The organism is Pseudomonas sp. S3E17, assembly GCF_024168685.1.
In the GTDB taxonomy this organism is placed as follows: domain Bacteria; phylum Pseudomonadota; class Gammaproteobacteria; order Pseudomonadales; family Pseudomonadaceae; genus Aquipseudomonas; species Aquipseudomonas marginalis.
The window spans coordinates 3,596,938-3,615,005 of sequence record NZ_JALJWE010000001.1 but is presented as its reverse complement, the minus strand read 5'-3'; the positions used below and the strand labels follow the sequence as shown (position 1 = coordinate 3,615,005).

The following is an 18,068-nucleotide window of genomic DNA, read 5'->3' as shown; positions in this document are numbered from 1 at the left end:
TTTCAGGCATGCATGTGCGGGTGGACCAGGCGGTGCTGGTGCAGGATGAACTGACGCAGACGCTCGGTTTCATCCGCATCGCTTTGGCTCAAGCGGTAGGCAAACAAGCCCCGCGCCGTTTCCCGCTCGAACGCGCCGCGCAGCGCGATGCGTTCGTACCCCGACGGGCTGAACCACAGGGAAAAGGTTTTTGGCGGCTTGCTCCGGCCGCGAATCTCCACCAGCACGCCCTTGAATGACACTTCATGCACCCACAGAGCGCTCGCAGTGCCCCGGATGTTCTCCAGGGGCACCGGCGTTTCAAGCGCCAGGCGCCACGGGCGTATCATCGGCCCGTCTTCGAAAATACTCGGCACGCCCAAACGCAGATGCACCGCATTGAACTCATCCTCCACCAGATGCAGGGGGAAGGTCAGTTGCTGGTTGTCGAACTGCGCCTGGATGGTGACATGGTCGTGGGCGGCGAGGCGGGTGAGCAAGTCGCGAATCTGCGCACCGCCGTTGACGGTCAGGCTCGACGAAGCATCCCGCAGGTTGAGTTGCGGGTTGTGCTGCATGTTCTGAATGAAATCCAGCTCATCCTGGGTCAGAAGCGCATTGCGTTGCATCGTGCTTGCTCAATGGAGGGTGCTAAAGTGCCATTATCCGCTCTTATCGCTGCACTTTCTAAATTTTGTTTAATCCGCTTGTCACTTTGAGCGCTGCCAGCTCGGCCTTGACCTCGGCCAGTTCGCTTTCCAACTGCGCAACACGCTGCTGGGCCTTGACCTGGAGCGTGACGTCCTTTTGTACACCGACGAAATACGTCTGCTTGTCCGCTGCGTTGTAAACCGTTGAAAGGGACAGTTCGTTCCAGAAGTGGCTGCCGTCCTTGCGGTAATTGCGCAGGGTTTCCCGGCAGGCACCGCCGTTCTCCAACGCGTCACGGATGGCGATCAGGGCCGGCTGGTCGCGGTCGCCGGATTGCAGGAAGCGGCAATCCTGATAGAGGATTTCGTCGAGGGTGTAGCCGGTCAGCCGTTCGAATGCAGGGTTCACGTAGATCAGCGGCTTGTCCTTGCCTTCTCTTTCAGCGACGACGATGCCGTCGTTGGAAGCGTTGATCACCATTTGCATCAGCTTGGCGTTAATCATTGAGCGGTCCATGGCTTGTGGTTGGAGTGGGCAGTTTAAGACATGCCTTGAATCTTGCACGGCGGGCGCCGAAATATTTGCGCCAGCTGCTAATATCCCAGGCTTTCGCTCAACTACAGGATCAGATTGATGAAAGTCGCCATCCTTTCCGGCTCGGTGTACGGCACGGCTGAAGAAGTCGCGCACCACGCCGCCGACCTCCTCAACAAGGCCGGCTTTGAGGCCTGGCACAATCCCCGTGCGACCTTGGCGGATGTACTAGCCTTCAGTCCGCAAGCCTTTCTGGCGGTGACCTCCACCACCGGCATGGGGGAATTGCCCGACAACCTGCAACCCCTGTATTCCTCCATTCGCGACCAACTGCCCGGCGCCTGGCGCGGGTTGCCCGGCGCAGTGATCGGCCTGGGCGATGCCAGCTACGGCGATACCTTCTGTGGCGGTGGCGAGCAAATGCGCGAGCTGTTCGGCGAGTTGGGTGTGCGTGAAGTGCTGCCGATGCTGCGCCTGGACGCCAGCGAAAGCGTCACCCCGGAAGCCGACGCCGAGCCATGGCTGGCCGAGCTGGTCACTGCACTGCGCGCTTGACCGGAAACTCGCGTAACAACGCCAGCCAGGCCTGGGCGGCTTTCGACAGGTAGGCGCCCTCACGCCAGATAAAGGCAATGTCCCAGCGCAGGTAATCGGGCGCCTTCAACGTCAGGCGCACCACCCCAGGTCGCACCAGCCCACGGGCGACCACGCTGGGCAGCAGCACCACGCCTTGGCCGGCGGCCACCAAGGCTGCGAGGAAGTCCGCCTGGCCGCTGCGGCCGATTTCCTTCGGGGTAAAACCCAACTGCTGACACGCCTGCATCAGGCGGTCGTTAAGCACAAAGCTGCGCTGGTACATCAGGAACGGTGTGTCCGCCAATTCCTCAAGGCGCACCTGGGCGTTGTCCGCCAGGGGGTGGTCAATCGGCAGCAGTGCGTCCAGGGGTTCATCGCAAAAGGCTTGCCAGGCAAACGCCGGGTCATTGGGTTTCAAGCTGCCGCCCACTTCCAGCTCACCGCTCAGGATGGCCTGTTCGATATTGCGGCTGCCGCCTTCCAGCAGTTGGATGGTGACGTTCGGGTAGCGCCGGCGGTACTCGGCAAACAGCCCGGCGAACAGCGTGTCACCCGCCAGCAGCGGCAGGCCCAGGCGCAACTCGCCGCGGGTGAGCTGCTGCATATCGTCCAGCTCGCTCAGCAGTTCGGCTTGCAGGCGCAACATGGCTTCGGCGCGTTGCAGTACGACCTGGCCGGCGGCGGTCAGGCGGGTCTGCGAGCCGATGCGGTCAAGCAGCGGTGTGCCAAGGCTTTGCTCCAGTTGCGCCACCTGTTTGCTGACGGCGGACTGGCTGATATGCAGGGTTTTCCCCGCCTGGGTAAAGCCCCCTCGGTGGATCACTTCGACAAAGCTGCGCAGCTGTTTGAATTCCATCGGCCTGATTCCAGTTTGGAATGGTTGGCAGTCTAACAATTCGCTGTGGGGATGGAAGGCCGCACTCTAAAATAGGGGCCTGCGAGGACCCAAAGCCCATGAAACGTTTTCCCTTCAAACACCTTGGCCGTTTGCTGACTGAACTGGTCGTGCTGCTCGCGATTTATCTGCTGGGCACCCAGTTGGCGACCTGGCTGGCCTGGCCCATTCCCGGTGGCGTGGTGGGCCTGGGCCTGTTGCTGGCAACGTTCGCCAGCGGCCTGGTCAAACCGGCGGCACTGCAATTGGGCGCCGGGGTGTTGATGGCCGAGATGCTGCTGTTCTTCATCCCGGCCCTGATGAGCCTGCTCGATTACGGTGGCCTGCTGCGCAATGATGGCTGGCGCATCCTGTTGGTGATCGGCTTGAGCACGCTGGCGGTGATGCTGGTCACGGCGTTTACGGTAGAAGCGGTGTGCCGCTGGAGGTTGCGCCATGAAGCTTGAGCTGATGCCGGTGTTCTGGCTCGCCTTGACCCTGGGCGCCTACGTGTTCAGCCGCTGGCTCTACCGGCGTACCGGGCGCTACCTGCTGTCGCCACTGATCCTGGTGCCGGCACTGTTGTTGGCGGTGGCCGTGCCGATGCGCACCGCCTATGCCGAATACGCCACCGACACCCACTGGCTGATGCTGGTGCTGGGCCCGGTGACTGTGGCGTTTGCCGTGCCGATCTGGCAGCAGCGCCGCTTGCTGGCGCGGCACTGGCCAGCGTTGTTGCTGGGCATGATGGCGGGCAGCGTGGCGTCGATCGCGACCTCGTTCGGCCTGGCAAAAGCCCTGGCGTTGGACAGCGCGGTGACGATGTCGCTGGTGCCGCGCTCGATCACCACACCGTTCGCCATGCCGGTGTCTTCCGACCTGGGTGGCGTGCCGGAGCTGACGGCGGTGTTTGTGATGTTCACCGGTGTGTTCGGCGCCATGCTCGGTGGTGTATTGCTCAAATGGCTGCCGCTGCGGACACCCCTGGCACGTGGCGCGTTGTTTGGCGTGGGCGCCCACGGTGCGGGTGTCAGTCGCGCCCATGAAGTGGGGGGCGAAGAGGGCTCGGTCGCCGGCCTGGTGATGGTGTTGACGGGGTTGCTCAACCTGTTTGCCGTGCCTTTTCTGGCGGCGCTTCTCTGACGCGCTTTAAACAAACTTCAACTATTCTCTGAACTGACCCGCTCGGTCATCAAGCTGGCTGCCAAGGCAACTCCGGCAGGCATGAGGTCTGACTAGACTGGCCCATCACACAAAAAAAACAACAATAAGACAGTGCGCCAAGGAGGTCATCGCCGTGAGCCTAGCCCCCGTTCTATCGCCGCAGAATGTCAAAGACCAGGTCAGCGCTGCCGAATGGCAGACCCGCGTCGACCTGGCGGCCTGCTATCGCCTGGTGGCGCTGCATGGCTGGGATGACCTGATCTTCACCCATATCTCGGCCAAGGTGCCGGGCACCGATGACTTCCTGATCAACCCCTACGGGCTGATGTTCCACGAGATCACCGCGTCGAGCCTGGTCAAGGTCGACCTGGCCGGCAACAAACTGATGGACAGCCCCTACGACATCAATCCGGCGGGCTACACCATCCACAGTGCCATCCATGAAGTTCGCCATGATGTGACGTGCGTGCTGCACACCCACACGGCTGCGGGTGTGGCCGTCGCTGCACAGCAGCAGGGCGTGTTGCCCATCAGCCAGCAATCGCTCTTCGTACTGTCGAGCCTGGCCTATCACGCCTACGAAGGCGTGGCCTTGAACCACGAAGAAAAAGCCCGCTTGCAGGCCGACCTCGGGGATAGCAATTTCCTGATGCTGCACAACCATGGCCTGCTGACCTGCGGCAGTACCATTGCCGACACCTTTCTGATGATGTTCACCTTCCAGCGCGCCTGCGATATTCAGGTGCTGGCGCAGAGCGGCGGCGCCGAATTGATCGCCATCGGGCCGCAGATTCTTGCCGGTGCCAAGGCGATGGTGGCGGCTGTTACAAAGAGTGCCCAAGGCATGGGCGGCGCGCTGGCCTGGCCGGCCTTGCTGCGCAAATTGGACCTGCAAGATCCAGGGTATAACCGCTGATGCCACTCGCCGAAATCCCGCTCAGAGCCTGGCGCAAGCGTGGCCAGGATTTCGTCTTTCGCGGCCGTACCCTTCGCTATTGGGTGGCCGGGCAGGGCGAACCGCTGCTGCTGATCCATGGCTTCCCCACGGCCAGTTGGGACTGGCATTACCTGTGGCAACCCCTGGCCCAACGGCACCTGGTGATCGCCTGCGACATGCTCGGCTTCGGTGACTCGGCCAAGCCGTTGGATCACGATTACTGCCTGCTGGAACAGGCGGACTTGCAACAGGCCCTGCTCGAACACTTGCGGGTGGAACAGCCGGTGCATGTGTTGGCCCATGATTATGGTGACAGCGTCGCCCAGGAACTCCTGGCCCGCCACTACGAAGGCCGGTTTGAGATGGCCAGCTGTGTGTTCCTCAATGGTGGGTTGTTCCCCGAAACCCATCGCCTGGCGCTGGTGCAAAAGCTCTTGCTCAGCCCCCTGGGCTGGATGATCGGCCGCGCGTTCGGGCGCAATGCCCTGGCAGACAGCTTCAGCCAGATATTCGGCCCCGACACCCGCCCCAGTGAAAGTGCCCTGGATGATTTCTGGAGCCTGATCAACGGCAACGGCGGCACGCGTATCCTGCACAAACTGATCGCCTACGTCCCCCAGCGCCGCCGCCTGCGTGATCGCTGGGTCGGCGCGATGCAGCGCGGCGAAGTGCCGTTGCGGGTGATCGACGGCGAAGTGGACCCGATCTCCGGCGCTCATATGGTCGAGCGTTACCAGCAATTGGTGCCCGACGCCGACACGGTGTTGCTGGCCAATATCGGCCACTACCCGCAGATCGAGGCGCCGGTGCAGGTGCTCAGGCACTACCAGGCCTTTCGTGATCGGCTCGGGCAGCCGGCCTCGCAAGTGGCCTATTCCTGATCCCGAATCCGTTTCTGTAGGAGCGAGCTTGCTCGCGAAAATCGTCAACAATAACGTGGGAATCCTGACACCACGCGGCGCTCTGGGATTTTTCGCGAGCAAGCTCGCTCCTGCAGAGAGACGAGTCATCATCCCCCAGCCTTATCGAGCACCATTCATCCTCCGCCGTATTTATTGTGACCGCAGGCGCGTTGCCGGACACTCGAACCATTCCCATTGTCGCCAGCGGAGTTTGGTATGAGTGAGTCAGTGCAGTTCCAGGATAAGGTCGTGATCGTCACCGGTGCCGGCGGCGGATTGGGCCGGGCCCATGCGCTGCTGTTCGCCAGGCACGGGGCCAAGGTCTTGGTCAACGACCTCGGCGGTTCTACCCAGGGCGAGGGCGCCAATGCCTCCGCCGCCGACCGGGTGGTCGCCGAGATTCGTGCTGCGGGCGGTGTCGCCGAGGCCAACCATGACTCTGTCACCGACGGTGACAAGATCGTCCAGAACGCCCTCGACGTTTTCGGCCGCATCGACGTAGTGGTCAACAACGCCGGCATCCTGCGTGACAAAACCTTCCACAAAATGGACGACGCCGACTGGGACCTGGTTTACCGCGTGCATGTCGAAGGTGCCTACAAAGTCACCCGCGCCGCCTGGCCTCACCTGCGTGAGCAAGGTTATGGCCGGGTGATCTTCACCGCGTCCACCTCGGGCATCTACGGCAATTTCGGCCAGTCCAACTACGGCATGGCCAAGCTCGGGCTGTACGGCCTGACCCGCACCCTGGCCCTGGAAGGGCGCAAGAACAACATCCTGGTCAATGCGATTGCCCCCACCGGCGGTACGCGCATGACCGAAGGCCTGATCCCGCCGCAAGTGTTCGAGCGCCTCAAGCCGGAACTGGTCAGCCCGCTGGTGGTGTACCTGGGCAGCGAAGCGTGCCGGGAAACGTCCGGGCTGTTCGAGGTGGGTGGTGGCTGGATCGGCAAGACCCGCTGGGAACGCAGCCTGGGCGTGGGCTTCGACCCTGAAGCCGGGTTCTCCCCCGATGACGTGGCGGCGCATTGGGCGCAGATCTGCGACTTTGAAGGCGCAGCCCACCCCAACGACAACATCGAAGCGTTGAAGGAGATGATGGCGAACTTGCAGAAGTACAGCCTGTGATCGTTGCTTGAAAAAGCTTGAATCCCACGGGGCGCTGATGGCGCCCCGTTTTATTTCAGACAAAAAAAAGCCGCTGCAAACGCAGCGGCTGAAGTCAGACGTTGGATCAAGGAGCGACAAATCAACGTCAGTGAACACGGGTAACAGATTGAAAAAAGGCATCAATCCATTCGAATCTGGCTGTTCTTCCCGATGGGGAAGCGGGCTGTTTGCCCTGAAAGCCAGGCAAGAATAGTCGGTTGTTACAAAATGAGTAATCCCGATTCATGACAAGGACTGTTACTGAAAACGCAACAGTTTCAGGGCAAGCCATCCATTCCCCTGATAACCCGCCATCCACCCAATCCATGGGCCCGCCCGCACCCCGGCCAGAGCGGCTTGTCATCCTTTCGAGCGATAGAGCGAATCCCTCCTTGGTGCGCTTATCGCTCCTGATGCGCGGCAGTAGGGTGAGGCCTTCTGTCACTCACCGGGGAAGACGCATGACAAAAACAACAATGCGCGCCATCTTCACGCCACAGGCGCTGGCCGCTGCGGTTGCGTTGGGTTGCTGTGCCCAGGCACAGGCTGTTTCCTTCAACATCGGCGAGATCGAAGGGCAATTCGACTCCTCGCTGTCGGTCGGCTCGAGCTGGGGCATGCGCGATGCCGATAAAAAACTCGTGGGCACCGTCAATGGCGGCACGGGGCAAGCTTCCACGGGGGATGACGGGCGTCTCAACTTCAAGAAGGGCGAGACCTTCTCCAAGATCTTCAAAGGCCTGCATGACCTGGAGCTGAAGTACGGCGACACCGGTGTGTTCGTGCGCGGCAAGTACTGGTACGACTTCGAACTCAAGGACGAAGACCGCGAGTTCAAGCAGATCAGCGACCACAACCGCAAGGAAGGCGCCAAGTCCAGCGGCGCGCAGATCCTCGATGCGTTCGTCTACCACAACTACTCCCTGGGCGACCTGCCGGGCACCGTGCGCGCAGGCAAGCAGGTGGTCAGTTGGGGCGAAAGTACCTTCATCGGCAACTCCATCAACAGCATCAACCCGATTGACGTGTCGGCGTTCCGTCGGCCCGGTGCCGAGATCAAGGAAGGGCTGATTCCGGTCAACATGCTGTTCGCGTCCCAGAGCCTGACCAACCAACTGACCGTGGAAGGCTTCTACCAGCTGGAGTGGGATCAGACGGTGCTGGATAACTGCGGCACCTTCTTTGGCAATGACGTGGCGGCGGATGGCTGCACCGGCAACTACACGGTGGGTAGTCCGGCGATTGCACCGCTCCAACCGATCGCAGCGGCTCGCGGGCAAGGCTTTGTGGTGACCCGCGAAGGTGTGGTGGTGCAGCGTGCCGGTGATCGCGATGCACGGGACTCCGGCCAATTCGGCGCAGCCTTGCGCTGGCTGGGCGATGACACGGAGTACGGCCTGTACTTCATGAACTACCACAGCCGTACGCCGACTGTGGGCACGATTACCGCCAACACCAATCTGGCGACCATCGGTGGTATCGCGGCGGCTGCTCCGGCGGGCTTCGGTTCGGCCCTGGCCCAAAGCACCATGCTTGGTCGTGGCCAGTACTACCTCGACTATCCGGAAGACATCCGCCTGTTCGGTGCCAGCTTCTCCACCACCCTGCCCACCGGTACGGCGTGGACCGGCGAGATCAGCTACCGCCCGAATGCACCGGTGCAGCTCAACACCACTGACTTGACTTTGGCTCTGATCAACCCGATTGCCGGCAATGCGGCATCGCCGATCCGTTCCTCCTTCGGCGCCGACAACAAGGGCTACCGCCGCAAGGAAATCACCCAGATCCAAAGCACCATGACCCAGTTCTTCGACCAGGTGCTGGGCGCTGAACGCTTGACCCTGGTGGGCGAAGCGGCCGTGGTCCATGTCGCCGGCCTGGAGGATAAATCCAAGCTGCGTTACGGCCGCGACTCGGTGTACGGCGCCTATGGTTTCCAGGGTGACACCGACGGTTTCGTCACCTCCACCTCCTGGGGCTACCGCGCGCGGGCGATCCTCGACTACAACAATGCGATTGCCGGGGTGAACCTCAAGCCCAACCTGTCCTGGTCCCATGACGTGGCCGGCTACGGGCCCAACGGGATCTTCAATAAAGGCGCCAAGGCCATCAGCGTCGGCGTGGATGCGGACTATCGCAGCACCTACACCGCCAGCCTCAGCTACACCGACTTCTTTGGCGGCGACTACAACACCCTGACCGACCGCGACTTCCTCGCCCTCAGCTTCGGCGTGAACTTCTGATTTGGCTTAAAGAAGGACAAGAATCCATGCGTAAGACAATTGCAGTATTGGCCCTCAGCCTGTTGGCTTCCCACGTGATGGCGGCGGTGTCGCCGGAAGAGGCGGCCAAGCTGGGCACCACCCTGACACCGGTCGGCGCCGAAAAAGCCGGCAACGCCGATGGCTCGATCCCGGCGTGGACCGGCGGTATCCCGAAAAACGCTGGCGCGATAGACAGCAAGGGCTTTCTCGCCGACCCGTTCGCCAATGAAAAACCGCTGTTCGTGATCACCGCCGCCACGGTGGACAAGTACAAGGACAAACTCTCCGACGGCCAGGTGGCGATGTTCAAGCGCTACCCCGAGACCTACAAGATCCCGGTGTACCCGAGCCACCGTACGGTCAACCTGCCACCGGACATCTACGAGTCGATCAAGCGCAGCGCGCTGAACGTCAAGACGATCAACGACGGCAACGGCCTGGAAAACTTCACCGGTAACCGTTACTACGCGTTCCCGATTCCCAAGAATGGCGTGGAAGTGCTGTGGAACCACATCACCCGCTACCACGGTGGCAACCTGCGCCGCATCATCACCCAGGCCACCCCGCAGACCAATGGCAGCTACACGCCGATCCGCTTCGAGGAGGAAGTGGCGGTGCCCCAGGCGATTCCCGATATCGACCAGGCCAAGGCGGCCAACGTGCTGAGCTATTTCAAGCAATCGGTGACCGCCCCGGCACGCCTGGCGGGCAACGTACTGCTGGTGCACGAGACCCTCGACCAGGTGAAGGAACCGCGCCTGGCCTGGATCTACAACGCCGGCCAGCGCCGCGTGCGCCGCGCGCCGCAAGTGTCCTATGACGGCCCGGGTACCGCGTCCGACGGCCTGCGCACCACCGACAACTTCGACATGTTCTCCGGCGCCCCCGACCGCTATGACTGGAAGCTGGTGGGCAAGAAAGAGATGTACATCCCCTACAACAGCTACAAGCTCGATTCGCCGTCGCTCAAGTACGACGACATCATCAAGGCCGGTCATATCAACCAGGACCTGACCCGTTACGAACTGCACCGCGTGTGGGAAGTGGTCGGCACGGTCAAGCCGAGCGAGCGGCACATCTACGCCAAGCGCCACATGTACATCGACGAAGACAGCTGGCAAGTCGCGCTGGTGGATCACTACGACGGTCGTGGCCAACTGTGGCGCGTCGCCGAAGGTCATGCGCAGTTCTACTACGACCACCAGGTGCCTGCCTACACCGTCGAGACCCTGTACGACATCATTGCCGGGCGCTATATCGCACTGGGCATGAAGAACGAGGAGAAGAGCAGCTTCGTGTTCGGCTTTGCGGCCAAGGCAGCGGACTACACCCCGGCGGCGTTGAGGGCTGAAGGCGTGCGCTGATCCCAATATGAAATGCAATCAAATGTGGGAGGGGGCTTGCCCCCGATGGCGGTGTATCAGTCAACCAATCCAGTGACTGACAGTCCCTCATCGGGAGCAAGCCCCCTCCCACAGTGGGTTTTTTACACATGGGGTTCTGTGCATGGCCTTCAATCACCCCGCTGAATACTTCTTCAACAACCACCCGCCACAGGACTAGGGTAAGCACCAGGTTGCATAACAATAAAAAAGCAGGATGCAGCAATGACTGCCATGACACGCTGCCTGGACCGTCCTGGATTCATGCCCCGGCTGTCCGCTCACCATCTGCTGCGCCCACGCCTGGCCGAGCCGTTGCTGACGGACCAGGCCAGGGTCAAATTACTCTGCGCCCCCGGCGGCAGTGGCAAGAGTGCGCTGCTCGCCGAATGTGCGTTGCAGGCGCCTGCGGGTTGCCAGGTGTACTGGTTGCCCCTCAATGGCGCGGTGCTCAGCCCCCTCGACCTGTGCCTGCGGCTGGCGCAAAACCTGGGCCTGACGTTTACCGATGAAGCCACCCTGCTGCTCGATCTCAGTCGCTGGCAGGCTTCGGCGTGGCTTTTCCTTGATGATTTTTGCCGCTTGCCCACGCCCGACACCGACGCCTTGCTTGACCGGCTGCTCACCGCCAGCAGCCCGGCCCTGACCTGGTGGCTGGGCGCACGACGGCGACCGGCGTGCAACTGGCCGCGCCTGCTGCTCGACGATGAGTTGCTTGAATGTGGCGCCGAACTGGCCTTCAGCCCTGGGGAGATCCAGCAACTGCTCAGCCATGCCCCCGGGCATTCGGTCGACAGCGTGCAGCAGTTCAGCGCCGGTTGGTGCGCGGGTGTGCGCATCGCCCTGCTGGGGGATGGGCACCCCGACAAGACCTTGCTCGACTACCTGCAACACGAACTGTTCAGCACACTGCCGCCGGAGCTGGCGGAGGCCTGGCGCGTACTGGCTCATCTGCCGCGCTTCAACGCCGGCTTGTGCGAGCACTTGTTCGGCGCGGGAGACGGTGACCAGTACCTGAGGGATCTGCAGGTGCTCGGCGCCTTTATTCAGCCGTGGGAAGACACCGACTGGCTGCAGGTTTTTCCGCCCCTGGCGCAACTGATGCAAAACGAACCCTGGCCGGCCAAACGCTCCTGGCATCGCCGCGCCTGCCAATGGTTCTGCGCCGAACAGGACTGGCAGGCCGCCTTCGAACAGGCGCTGCTGGCCGAAGAATATGAAATGGCGGTGAGCCTGTTGCAGCATTTCAGTTTCGAGGACCTGTTCCGCCAGCAGAACGCCGTCTTGCTGTTGCACCTGCATGAGCAGCATGGCGATGAATTGATGCTCGGCTCGGCACAACTGGTGGGGCTGGTGACGGCGGCGTTGCTGTTTGCCGGGCGTTTCGAGCAGGCAGCGGTGTGCATCGATCAACTGGCCCGGTTTGCCCCGCAACCGACGGCGGCGCAGCAGCGGTATTTATTGGCGCGCTGGCAGGCGCAATGGGGCTGGCTGCTGCACCTGGGCGGCGATGCCGAGGGCTCGCGCCTGCATTTTCTGGAGGCGCTGCAAGCCTTGCCCGACAGCGCGTGGACCTCGCGGCTGATGTGCCTGTCGGGCCTGACCCAGCAGGCCTTGTTGCGCGGCGAACTGGACGTGGCCCAAAGCCTGAACCGCGAAGCGCTGTGCCTGGCGCGCGCTCAGGGTTCGTTGCTGCTGGAGGCGCTGCTTGAACTGGATCACGCTCAACTGCTGGAACAGCGCGGGGCACCGTACCGGGCCCAGAGCCTGCTGGAAAATGTACAGGCCATGTTACTTGAGCAGCGGCTAAAGGCCGGCCCCTTGGTGGGGCGTATCGCCCTGCGACGCGGGCACCTGGCCTTGCGCCAGGGCCAGGACAGCCTGGCCGCCGAGTGTTTCGACACGGGCTTGAAAATGTGCCTGCACAGCCAGGACAAGCGCGTGCTCTACGGCTTTCTCGGCCTGGCACTGTTGGCTGCCAACCGTGGCGATTACGCCCAGGCCTTTGTCCAGTTGCGTGAGGCCGAACGGCTGATGCAGCAACGCCAGGTGCCGGACACGGTGTACCGCGCGGTGCTGCTGTTGGTCAGCGGGCACTTCTGGTTGCAGCAGGGGCGCGCCGAATTGACTGTGGAAGCGGTGCGCCGCGTGCTGCGTCACTTCCGTGGGCCCCAGGCCAAACAAGCACCGCCGGCCACCCTGGAACTGATCCCGCGTCTTGAATACCTGTTGGTGCTGGCGGAGGTGAAGCTGGGCTGCGCCGAGCAACCGCTGGAACGGCTCAACGCGTTGCTGCAAGCCACCCATCAGCGCGGCATGCTGTGCCTGGAAATCGAACTGCACCTGGTGCTGGGCGAAGTCGCCTGGCAGCTGGGTGATCCGGTCTTGGCGCGCCGCTCGCTGCAAGCCGGCCTGGAGCTGGCGGCGCGTTGCCAGGTGCAGCAAGCGATTCGCGAATTGCGTCTGCGCGCGCCGGGACTGCTGAGTGAGCTGGGCCTGGAGCCTCAGGCATCAACCCCGGGCACGGTGGAAAACCCCTTGAGCCAGCGCGAACTGGAAGTGCTGCAACTGATCGCCCTCGGCAGTTCCAACCTGGAGATCGCCGACCGCCTGTTTATCTCCCTGCACACCGTCAAGACCCACGCGCGGCGCATTCACAGCAAGCTCGGCGTGGAGCGGCGTACCCAGGCGGTGGCCAAGGCCAAGACCTTGGGCCTGATGGTTTAGATGAACGCCTGACGGTATTCGCCGGGCGTCGCGCCCATGGCCTGGCGGAAGCGATGGGTAAAGTGGCTGGCGCTGGAAAAACCGCACAGCAAGGCAATCTCGCCCAACGGCAGGGCGCCGCCACGCAGCAGGTTTTGCGCGCGGGTCAGCCGACGCGCCAGCAGGTACTGATGGGGCGGCAGGCCGAAGCTTTGGCGAAACATCCGTGCGAAATGGTACTCCGACAACGCGCACAACCCAGCCAGTTGCCCAAGGCTGATGGGCTCCTCCAAGTGCTGGTCGATGTAGTCCACCAGCAACCGTCGTTGGTAGGCGGCCAGCCCGCCTTTCAACCGCAGGCCTTCGCGGGCGCCCACCTGGCTGAGCAGGGTGTGGCTGAGCATTTCATGGGCGAGGCTGCTGGTGAGCAGGCGTTCGGCGGGTTCATCCCAGTTGAGGGCGATCAACTGGTGGAAGCGTCGGGCCAGGCGCTGGTCTTCCAGGAAGGTACTTTCCCGCAGTTCCAGCGCGCGCGGTTCGCGGTCAAGCAGGGTAACGCAGCCCAGGGCAAATTGTTCCGGGCTGAAATACACGTGGGCCAGGCGGATTTCACCGTTGATCACCCAGGCCGATTGGTGCTCGGCAGGCAGGATGCACAGCTTGTCGGGGCCGCCCTTGGTGCCCGGACGGTCGCGCCGAAACGTGCCGGTGCCGCCACCGACATAGCAGGACAGGGTGTGATGGCTGGGCGCCTGGTAGTCCTGGGAATCGTGATGGTTGCTCCACAAGGCCGCGGACAAGCCGTCACCGAGCTCGGCGCAGGCTTCCAGGCGTGCGTTGGGCGAGCGGTTAAGGGCTTGGAAGACTTGCAGGGATTCCAGGTCTGGCATGGTGTGTATTCTCCGACGCCTTGCATCCTACTCCGCGAGGCTGGCGCTGTGATCCCATCGCCCGACAAAAGCGCAAGATTGTGCAAGAGCCTTGCCCGGGTTGAAGGCGACACTGTGGCTCAATCGATGGAGCCCGCTATGAACCTTTCCCTGTACTTACTCACTGTGCTGATCTGGGGCACCACCTGGATCGCCCTCAAATGGCAATTGGGCGTGGTGGCGATTCCCGTGTCCATCGTCTACCGCTTCGGCCTGGCGGCCCTGGTGTTGTTTGCGTTGTTGCTGGTCAGTCGCAAGTTGCAGGTGATGAACCGGCGCGGGCACCTCATCTGCCTGGCCCAGGGGTTGTGCCTGTTCTGTGTCAACTTCATGTGCTTTCTCACGGCCAGCCAATGGATCCCCAGCGGCCTGGTGGCGGTGGTGTTTTCCACCGCCACGCTGTGGAATGCGCTTAATGCCCGGGTGTTTTTCGGTCAGCGGGTGGCACGCAATGTGTTGATGGGCGGTGGCCTGGGCTTGGCCGGCTTGGGCTTGCTGTTCTGGCCGGAACTGGTGGGGCATACCGCCAGTCCGCAGACCTTGCTGGGTTTGGGGTTGGCATTGCTGGGGACGATGTGTTTCTCGGCGGGCAATATGCTCTCGAGCCTGCAGCAGAAGGCCGGTTTGAGGCCGTTGACCACGAATGCCTGGGGCATGTTGTATGGTTCGTTGATGCTGGCGACCTACTGCGTGGTGCGCGGCATTCCGTTTGAGATGGACTGGAGCGCACGTTACATCGGTGCGTTGTGGTACCTGGTGATTCCGGGTTCGGTGATCGGTTTTACCGCGTACCTGACCTTGGTCGGGCGCATGGGACCGGAGCGTGCGGCGTATTGCACGGTGCTGTTCCCGGTGGTGGCGCTGAATGTGTCGGCGTTTGCCGAAGGCTACCAGTGGACCGCGCCGGCGTTGGCGGGGTTGGTACTGGTGATGCTGGGGAATGTGTTGGTGTTTCGTAAGCCTAAGGTGGCTCAGCCGGTGAATCCGATCCTTCAGGCAAAGCAGGTCTAGTGTGGGAGGGGGTAAACCTTCTCCCACATTTCCTGCATTTCTCACATTTGACCGAGTTGTCTGGTTTATTTGAGCCCTAAACGCTTGGCCATCCGGCCGAGGTTGGCGCGGTCCAGGCCCAGTTCGCGGGCGGCGCCGGCCCAGTTGTGCTGGTGGCGTTCCAGGCAGGCGTTGATCACTTGGCGCTGGTAGTCCTCGGTGGCCTGGCGCAGGTCACCGGTGACGGCCAGGGCGGTTTCTGCCGCTGCTTCGATCGCCGGCGTGCTGACGTCGGGCAAGTCCAGGTCCTGGGCACTCAGGCTCAGAATCTTCGGGCGTTCGCGACAGTTGCCCAGGGCTTTCAGCGCGCTGCGGCCGATCAAATGTTCCAGCTCCCGCACATTGCCCGGCCAGTTATAGGCCAGCAGCGCCGCCTGGGCATCGCTGGTCAGGCGCAGGCTGCCCAGGCCCATGCGTGAGCGGTTCTGCTCGAGGAAGAAGCCGGCCAGCAGCAACACATCACGCCCGCGCTCGCGCAGGGCCGGCACTTGCAACGGGTACACGCTCAGGCGGTGGTAGAAGTCGGCGCGGTAGCGGCCGTTGCGCACTTCGTCGGCGAGGTCGCGGTTGGTGGCGGCGATCAGGCGCACATCCACCTGGTGTTCCTTGTCCGATCCCAGGCGCTGCAACTGGCCGCTTTGCAGCACCCGCAGCAGCTTGGCCTGCACGCTCAGGGACAGTTCGCCCACTTCGTCCAGAAACAGCGTGCCGCCATTGGCCAGCTCGAACTTGCCGCGCCGTTCATTCAGCGCGCCGGTGAAGGCGCCACGCACATGGCCGAACAACTCGCTTTCCACCAAGGTTTCCGGCAGGGCCGCGCAGTTGAGGCTGATCAGTGGTTTGTCCGCCCGGGACGACGCCGCGTGAATGGCCTGGGCCACCAGTTCCTTGCCCACCCCGGTTTCGCCGGTGATCAGCACCGTGAGGTCGCTGCCACCCACCAGCTTGATTTCTTCCACCAGGCGCTTGTGGGTTTTACTCTGGCCGATCATTTCCTTGTGCTGCTGGCCGCTGGCCTGGCGGTAGATCTCGGCGCGCTGGTGTTCGTCTTCGGCGCGCAATGCCAGGCGTTCGATACGTTCGGCCACGTTGACGGTGGCGGCGGCGAGGCTGGCGAAGGCTTGCAGGGCGTCCAGCTCCACCCGTTCGAAGCGCTCGGTGTCCAGCGCGTCCAGGGTCAACAGGCCCCAGGGCAGGTCGTCGACAAACAGCGGGCAGCCCATGCAGTCGTGGACTTCCAGGTGGCCGTGCACGCCATCGACCAGGCCGTCGTAGGGATCGGGCAATTCGCTGTCACTGTCAAAGCGTGTGGGCCCAGGGCTGCTGAGCAACACGGCGAAGCGCGGATGTTCGCTGACCTTGAAGCGGCGGCCCAGGGTGTCTGCGCTCAAGCCATCCACCGCCAGCGGCACCAGCGACTCCCCGTCCAGGCGCAGCAGGGCGGCCGCATCACACGGTAACAGGGCGCGCATGGCTTGCAGCAGGCGTCGATAGCGTTCGCCTTCGGGCAGTTCCCGCGACAGGTCGGCGACCAGCGGCAGCAGGGTGGTGAGCAGCGAGTGTGCAGTCATAATGACTCCTTGTAGTCCATATGACTATAAGGTGTAGGAGGTCATACTGACTACATAATATTCAACTTATTGAAATTAAAGGATTTATAAGTTGGCATGAATACTGAGTAGCTAAGGGCACCAGTAAAGAAGCCCAGGAGGCTCCCATGCTTAGTGCCCAAGACCGTGCCATCGTCAAATCCACCGTGCCCCTGCTGGAAAGCGGCGGTGAAGCGCTGATCACCCATTTCTACCGCATGATGCTCTCCGAGTATCCTGAGGTTCGCCCGCTGTTCAACCAGGCTCACCAGGCCAGCGGTGACCAGCCCCGGGCCCTGGCCAACGGCGTATTGATGTACGCGCGGCATATCGACCAGCTCGACCAACTGGGCGACCTGGTGGCGAAGATCATCAACAAGCACGTCGCCTTGCAGATCCTGCCGGAGCATTACCCGATCGTGGGCGCTTGCCTGCTGCGGGCGATTTCCGAGGTGCTGGGCAGTGAGATCGCCACCCCTGAGGTGATGAATGCCTGGGGCGCCGCGTACGGCCAACTGGCGGACATCCTGATCGGTGCCGAAGCCGCTATTTACGCAGAGAAAGCCCAGGCCCCCGGCGGCTGGCGCGGTGCGCGGGCGTTCACTGTGGTCAAGCGCGTAGAGGAGAGCGCCGAGATCACTTCCTTCTATTTCGCGCCGGCGGACAACGGGGCGATCCTCGCGGCCGCGCCGGGCCAATACATCGGCATGAGGCTGGTGCTCGACGGTGAGGAAGTGCGCCGCAACTATTCACTGTCGGCCCTGAGTGATGGGGGTGAATACCGCATCAGCGTCAAGCGCGAGGCCGGCGGGCGGGTTTCCAACCACCTGCATGACCAGTTGCAGGTCGGTGCGACGATTGACCTGTTTCCGCCGTCGGGCGAGTTCACCCTGGCGGCCAGCGATAAGCCGCTGGTGCTGATCAGCGGCGGGGTAGGGATCACCCCAACCTTGCCGATGCTGGAGGCCGCACTGGCCACCGAGCGTCCGGTGCACTTTATCCACTGCGCGCGCAATGGCGGGGTGCATGCGTTCCGCGATTGCGTGGATGCACTGGCGGCCAAGCACCCGCAGCTCAAGCGCTTTTATTGCTATGCCGAGGACGACGGCGTGAGCCCGGCGGCGGATAAAGTCGGTCTGTTGAGCCAGGAGCAACTGGCGGCGTGGTTGCCGGAGCAGCGTGACCTGGACGCGTACTTCCTGGGACCTAAAGGCTTCATGGCGGCGATCAAGCGTCACCTCAAGGCTCTGGGCGTACCCGAAAAGCAAAGTCGCTACGAATTCTTCGGCCCGGCGGCTGCCTTGGAATAAGACCTGAAGGTTCACACTGTTCAAAATAATGTGGGAGGGGGCTTGCCTCTCCCACATTTGGATCTCTGTTCC

General features: G+C 62.5%; 16 protein-coding genes and 1 pseudogene. 12 read left to right on the top strand and 5 right to left on the bottom strand.

Annotated features, from left to right (window positions below; genetic code table 11):
• Positions 1 to 2 precede the first annotated feature (2 nt).
• Positions 3 to 608 (bottom strand): hypothetical protein, encoded by a 606-nt coding sequence (locus tag J3D60_RS16140; RefSeq protein ID WP_253491998.1) that lies wholly within the window; start codon positions 606 to 608, stop codon positions 3 to 5.
• 58 nt (positions 609 to 666) lie between these two features.
• On the bottom strand, positions 667 to 1,134 hold the full coding sequence (locus tag J3D60_RS16135; RefSeq protein WP_253491996.1) for a PAS domain-containing protein: 468 nt from the start codon (positions 1,132 to 1,134) through the stop codon (positions 667 to 669).
• 129 nt (positions 1,135 to 1,263) lie between these two features.
• On the opposite strand from J3D60_RS16135, the gene J3D60_RS16130 reads away from it, so the two are divergent.
• A complete protein-coding gene (locus J3D60_RS16130) occupies positions 1,264 to 1,719 on the top strand; it encodes a flavodoxin (RefSeq protein WP_253491994.1) in 456 nt (151 codons plus the stop codon).
• On the opposite strand, the gene J3D60_RS16125 is transcribed toward J3D60_RS16130, so the two are convergent.
• Positions 1,700 to 2,596 (bottom strand): LysR family transcriptional regulator, encoded by an 897-nt coding sequence (locus tag J3D60_RS16125; protein ID WP_027607636.1) that lies wholly within the window; start codon positions 2,594 to 2,596, stop codon positions 1,700 to 1,702. The two genes, J3D60_RS16130 and J3D60_RS16125, sit on opposite strands and share 20 nt — an antisense overlap.
• Positions 2,597 to 2,694: 98 nt before the next feature.
• Here J3D60_RS16125 and J3D60_RS16120 point away from each other — a divergent pair, with 98 nt between their 5' ends.
• The 9 genes and pseudogenes from J3D60_RS16120 to J3D60_RS16080 all read left to right on the top strand — a co-directional run bounded on the left by J3D60_RS16120 (position 2,695) and on the right by J3D60_RS16080 (position 13,139).
• Positions 2,695 to 3,081 carry a CidA/LrgA family protein gene (locus tag J3D60_RS16120; RefSeq protein WP_115488650.1) on the top strand — a complete coding sequence of 129 codons (387 nt, stop codon included), beginning with the start codon at positions 2,695 to 2,697 and terminating at the stop codon, positions 3,079 to 3,081.
• Positions 3,071 to 3,757 (top strand): LrgB family protein, encoded by a 687-nt coding sequence (locus tag J3D60_RS16115; RefSeq protein WP_253491992.1) that lies wholly within the window; start codon positions 3,071 to 3,073, stop codon positions 3,755 to 3,757. Before J3D60_RS16120 ends, J3D60_RS16115 begins: the two co-directional genes overlap by 11 nt.
• Positions 3,758 to 3,911: 154 nt before the next feature.
• Positions 3,912 to 4,694, top strand: a complete 783-nt coding sequence (locus tag J3D60_RS16110; RefSeq protein WP_065939018.1) for a class II aldolase/adducin family protein — start codon at positions 3,912 to 3,914, stop codon at positions 4,692 to 4,694.
• Positions 4,694 to 5,596 (top strand): alpha/beta fold hydrolase, encoded by a 903-nt coding sequence (locus J3D60_RS16105; RefSeq protein WP_065939019.1) that lies wholly within the window; start codon positions 4,694 to 4,696, stop codon positions 5,594 to 5,596. The genes J3D60_RS16110 and J3D60_RS16105 overlap by 1 nt, the downstream gene beginning before the upstream one ends.
• A gap of 28 nt (positions 5,597 to 5,624) precedes the next feature.
• Positions 5,625 to 5,708: pseudogene (locus J3D60_RS16100) on the top strand (outer membrane lipoprotein carrier protein LolA); the annotation flags it as partial.
• Positions 5,709 to 5,833: 125 nt separating this feature from the next.
• Positions 5,834 to 6,745 carry an SDR family oxidoreductase gene (locus tag J3D60_RS16095; RefSeq protein ID WP_253491990.1) on the top strand — a complete coding sequence of 304 codons (912 nt, stop codon included), beginning with the start codon at positions 5,834 to 5,836 and terminating at the stop codon, positions 6,743 to 6,745.
• Between the two features lie 482 nt (positions 6,746 to 7,227).
• Positions 7,228 to 9,009 carry a DUF1302 domain-containing protein gene (locus tag J3D60_RS16090; protein WP_081744486.1) on the top strand — a complete coding sequence of 594 codons (1,782 nt, stop codon included), beginning with the start codon at positions 7,228 to 7,230 and terminating at the stop codon, positions 9,007 to 9,009.
• A gap of 26 nt (positions 9,010 to 9,035) precedes the next feature.
• Positions 9,036 to 10,394 carry a DUF1329 domain-containing protein gene (locus J3D60_RS16085; protein ID WP_065939021.1) on the top strand — a complete coding sequence of 453 codons (1,359 nt, stop codon included), beginning with the start codon at positions 9,036 to 9,038 and terminating at the stop codon, positions 10,392 to 10,394.
• A gap of 243 nt (positions 10,395 to 10,637) precedes the next feature.
• Positions 10,638 to 13,139, top strand: a complete 2,502-nt coding sequence (locus J3D60_RS16080; RefSeq protein WP_253491989.1) for a LuxR C-terminal-related transcriptional regulator — start codon at positions 10,638 to 10,640, stop codon at positions 13,137 to 13,139.
• Here J3D60_RS16080 and J3D60_RS16075 read toward each other — a convergent pair.
• Positions 13,136 to 14,008: a helix-turn-helix domain-containing protein gene (locus tag J3D60_RS16075; protein ID WP_253491988.1), complete on the bottom strand. Its 873-nt coding sequence runs from the start codon at positions 14,006 to 14,008 to the stop codon at positions 13,136 to 13,138. The genes J3D60_RS16080 and J3D60_RS16075 overlap by 4 nt on opposite strands.
• A 138-nt stretch (positions 14,009 to 14,146) precedes the next feature.
• Here J3D60_RS16075 and J3D60_RS16070 point away from each other — a divergent pair, with 138 nt between their 5' ends.
• Positions 14,147 to 15,058 (top strand): DMT family transporter, encoded by a 912-nt coding sequence (locus J3D60_RS16070; RefSeq protein WP_065939024.1) that lies wholly within the window; start codon positions 14,147 to 14,149, stop codon positions 15,056 to 15,058.
• 65 nt (positions 15,059 to 15,123) lie between these two features.
• On the opposite strand, the gene norR is transcribed toward J3D60_RS16070, so the two are convergent.
• On the bottom strand, positions 15,124 to 16,668 hold the full coding sequence (gene norR, locus J3D60_RS16065) for a nitric oxide reductase transcriptional regulator NorR (protein WP_065939025.1): 1,545 nt from the start codon (positions 16,666 to 16,668) through the stop codon (positions 15,124 to 15,126).
• A 146-nt stretch (positions 16,669 to 16,814) separates the two neighbouring features.
• Here norR and hmpA point away from each other — a divergent pair, with 146 nt between their 5' ends.
• A complete protein-coding gene (gene hmpA / locus J3D60_RS16060) occupies positions 16,815 to 17,996 on the top strand; it encodes an NO-inducible flavohemoprotein (protein WP_253491987.1) in 1,182 nt (393 codons plus the stop codon).
• Positions 17,997 to 18,068: the final 72 nt, after the last annotated feature.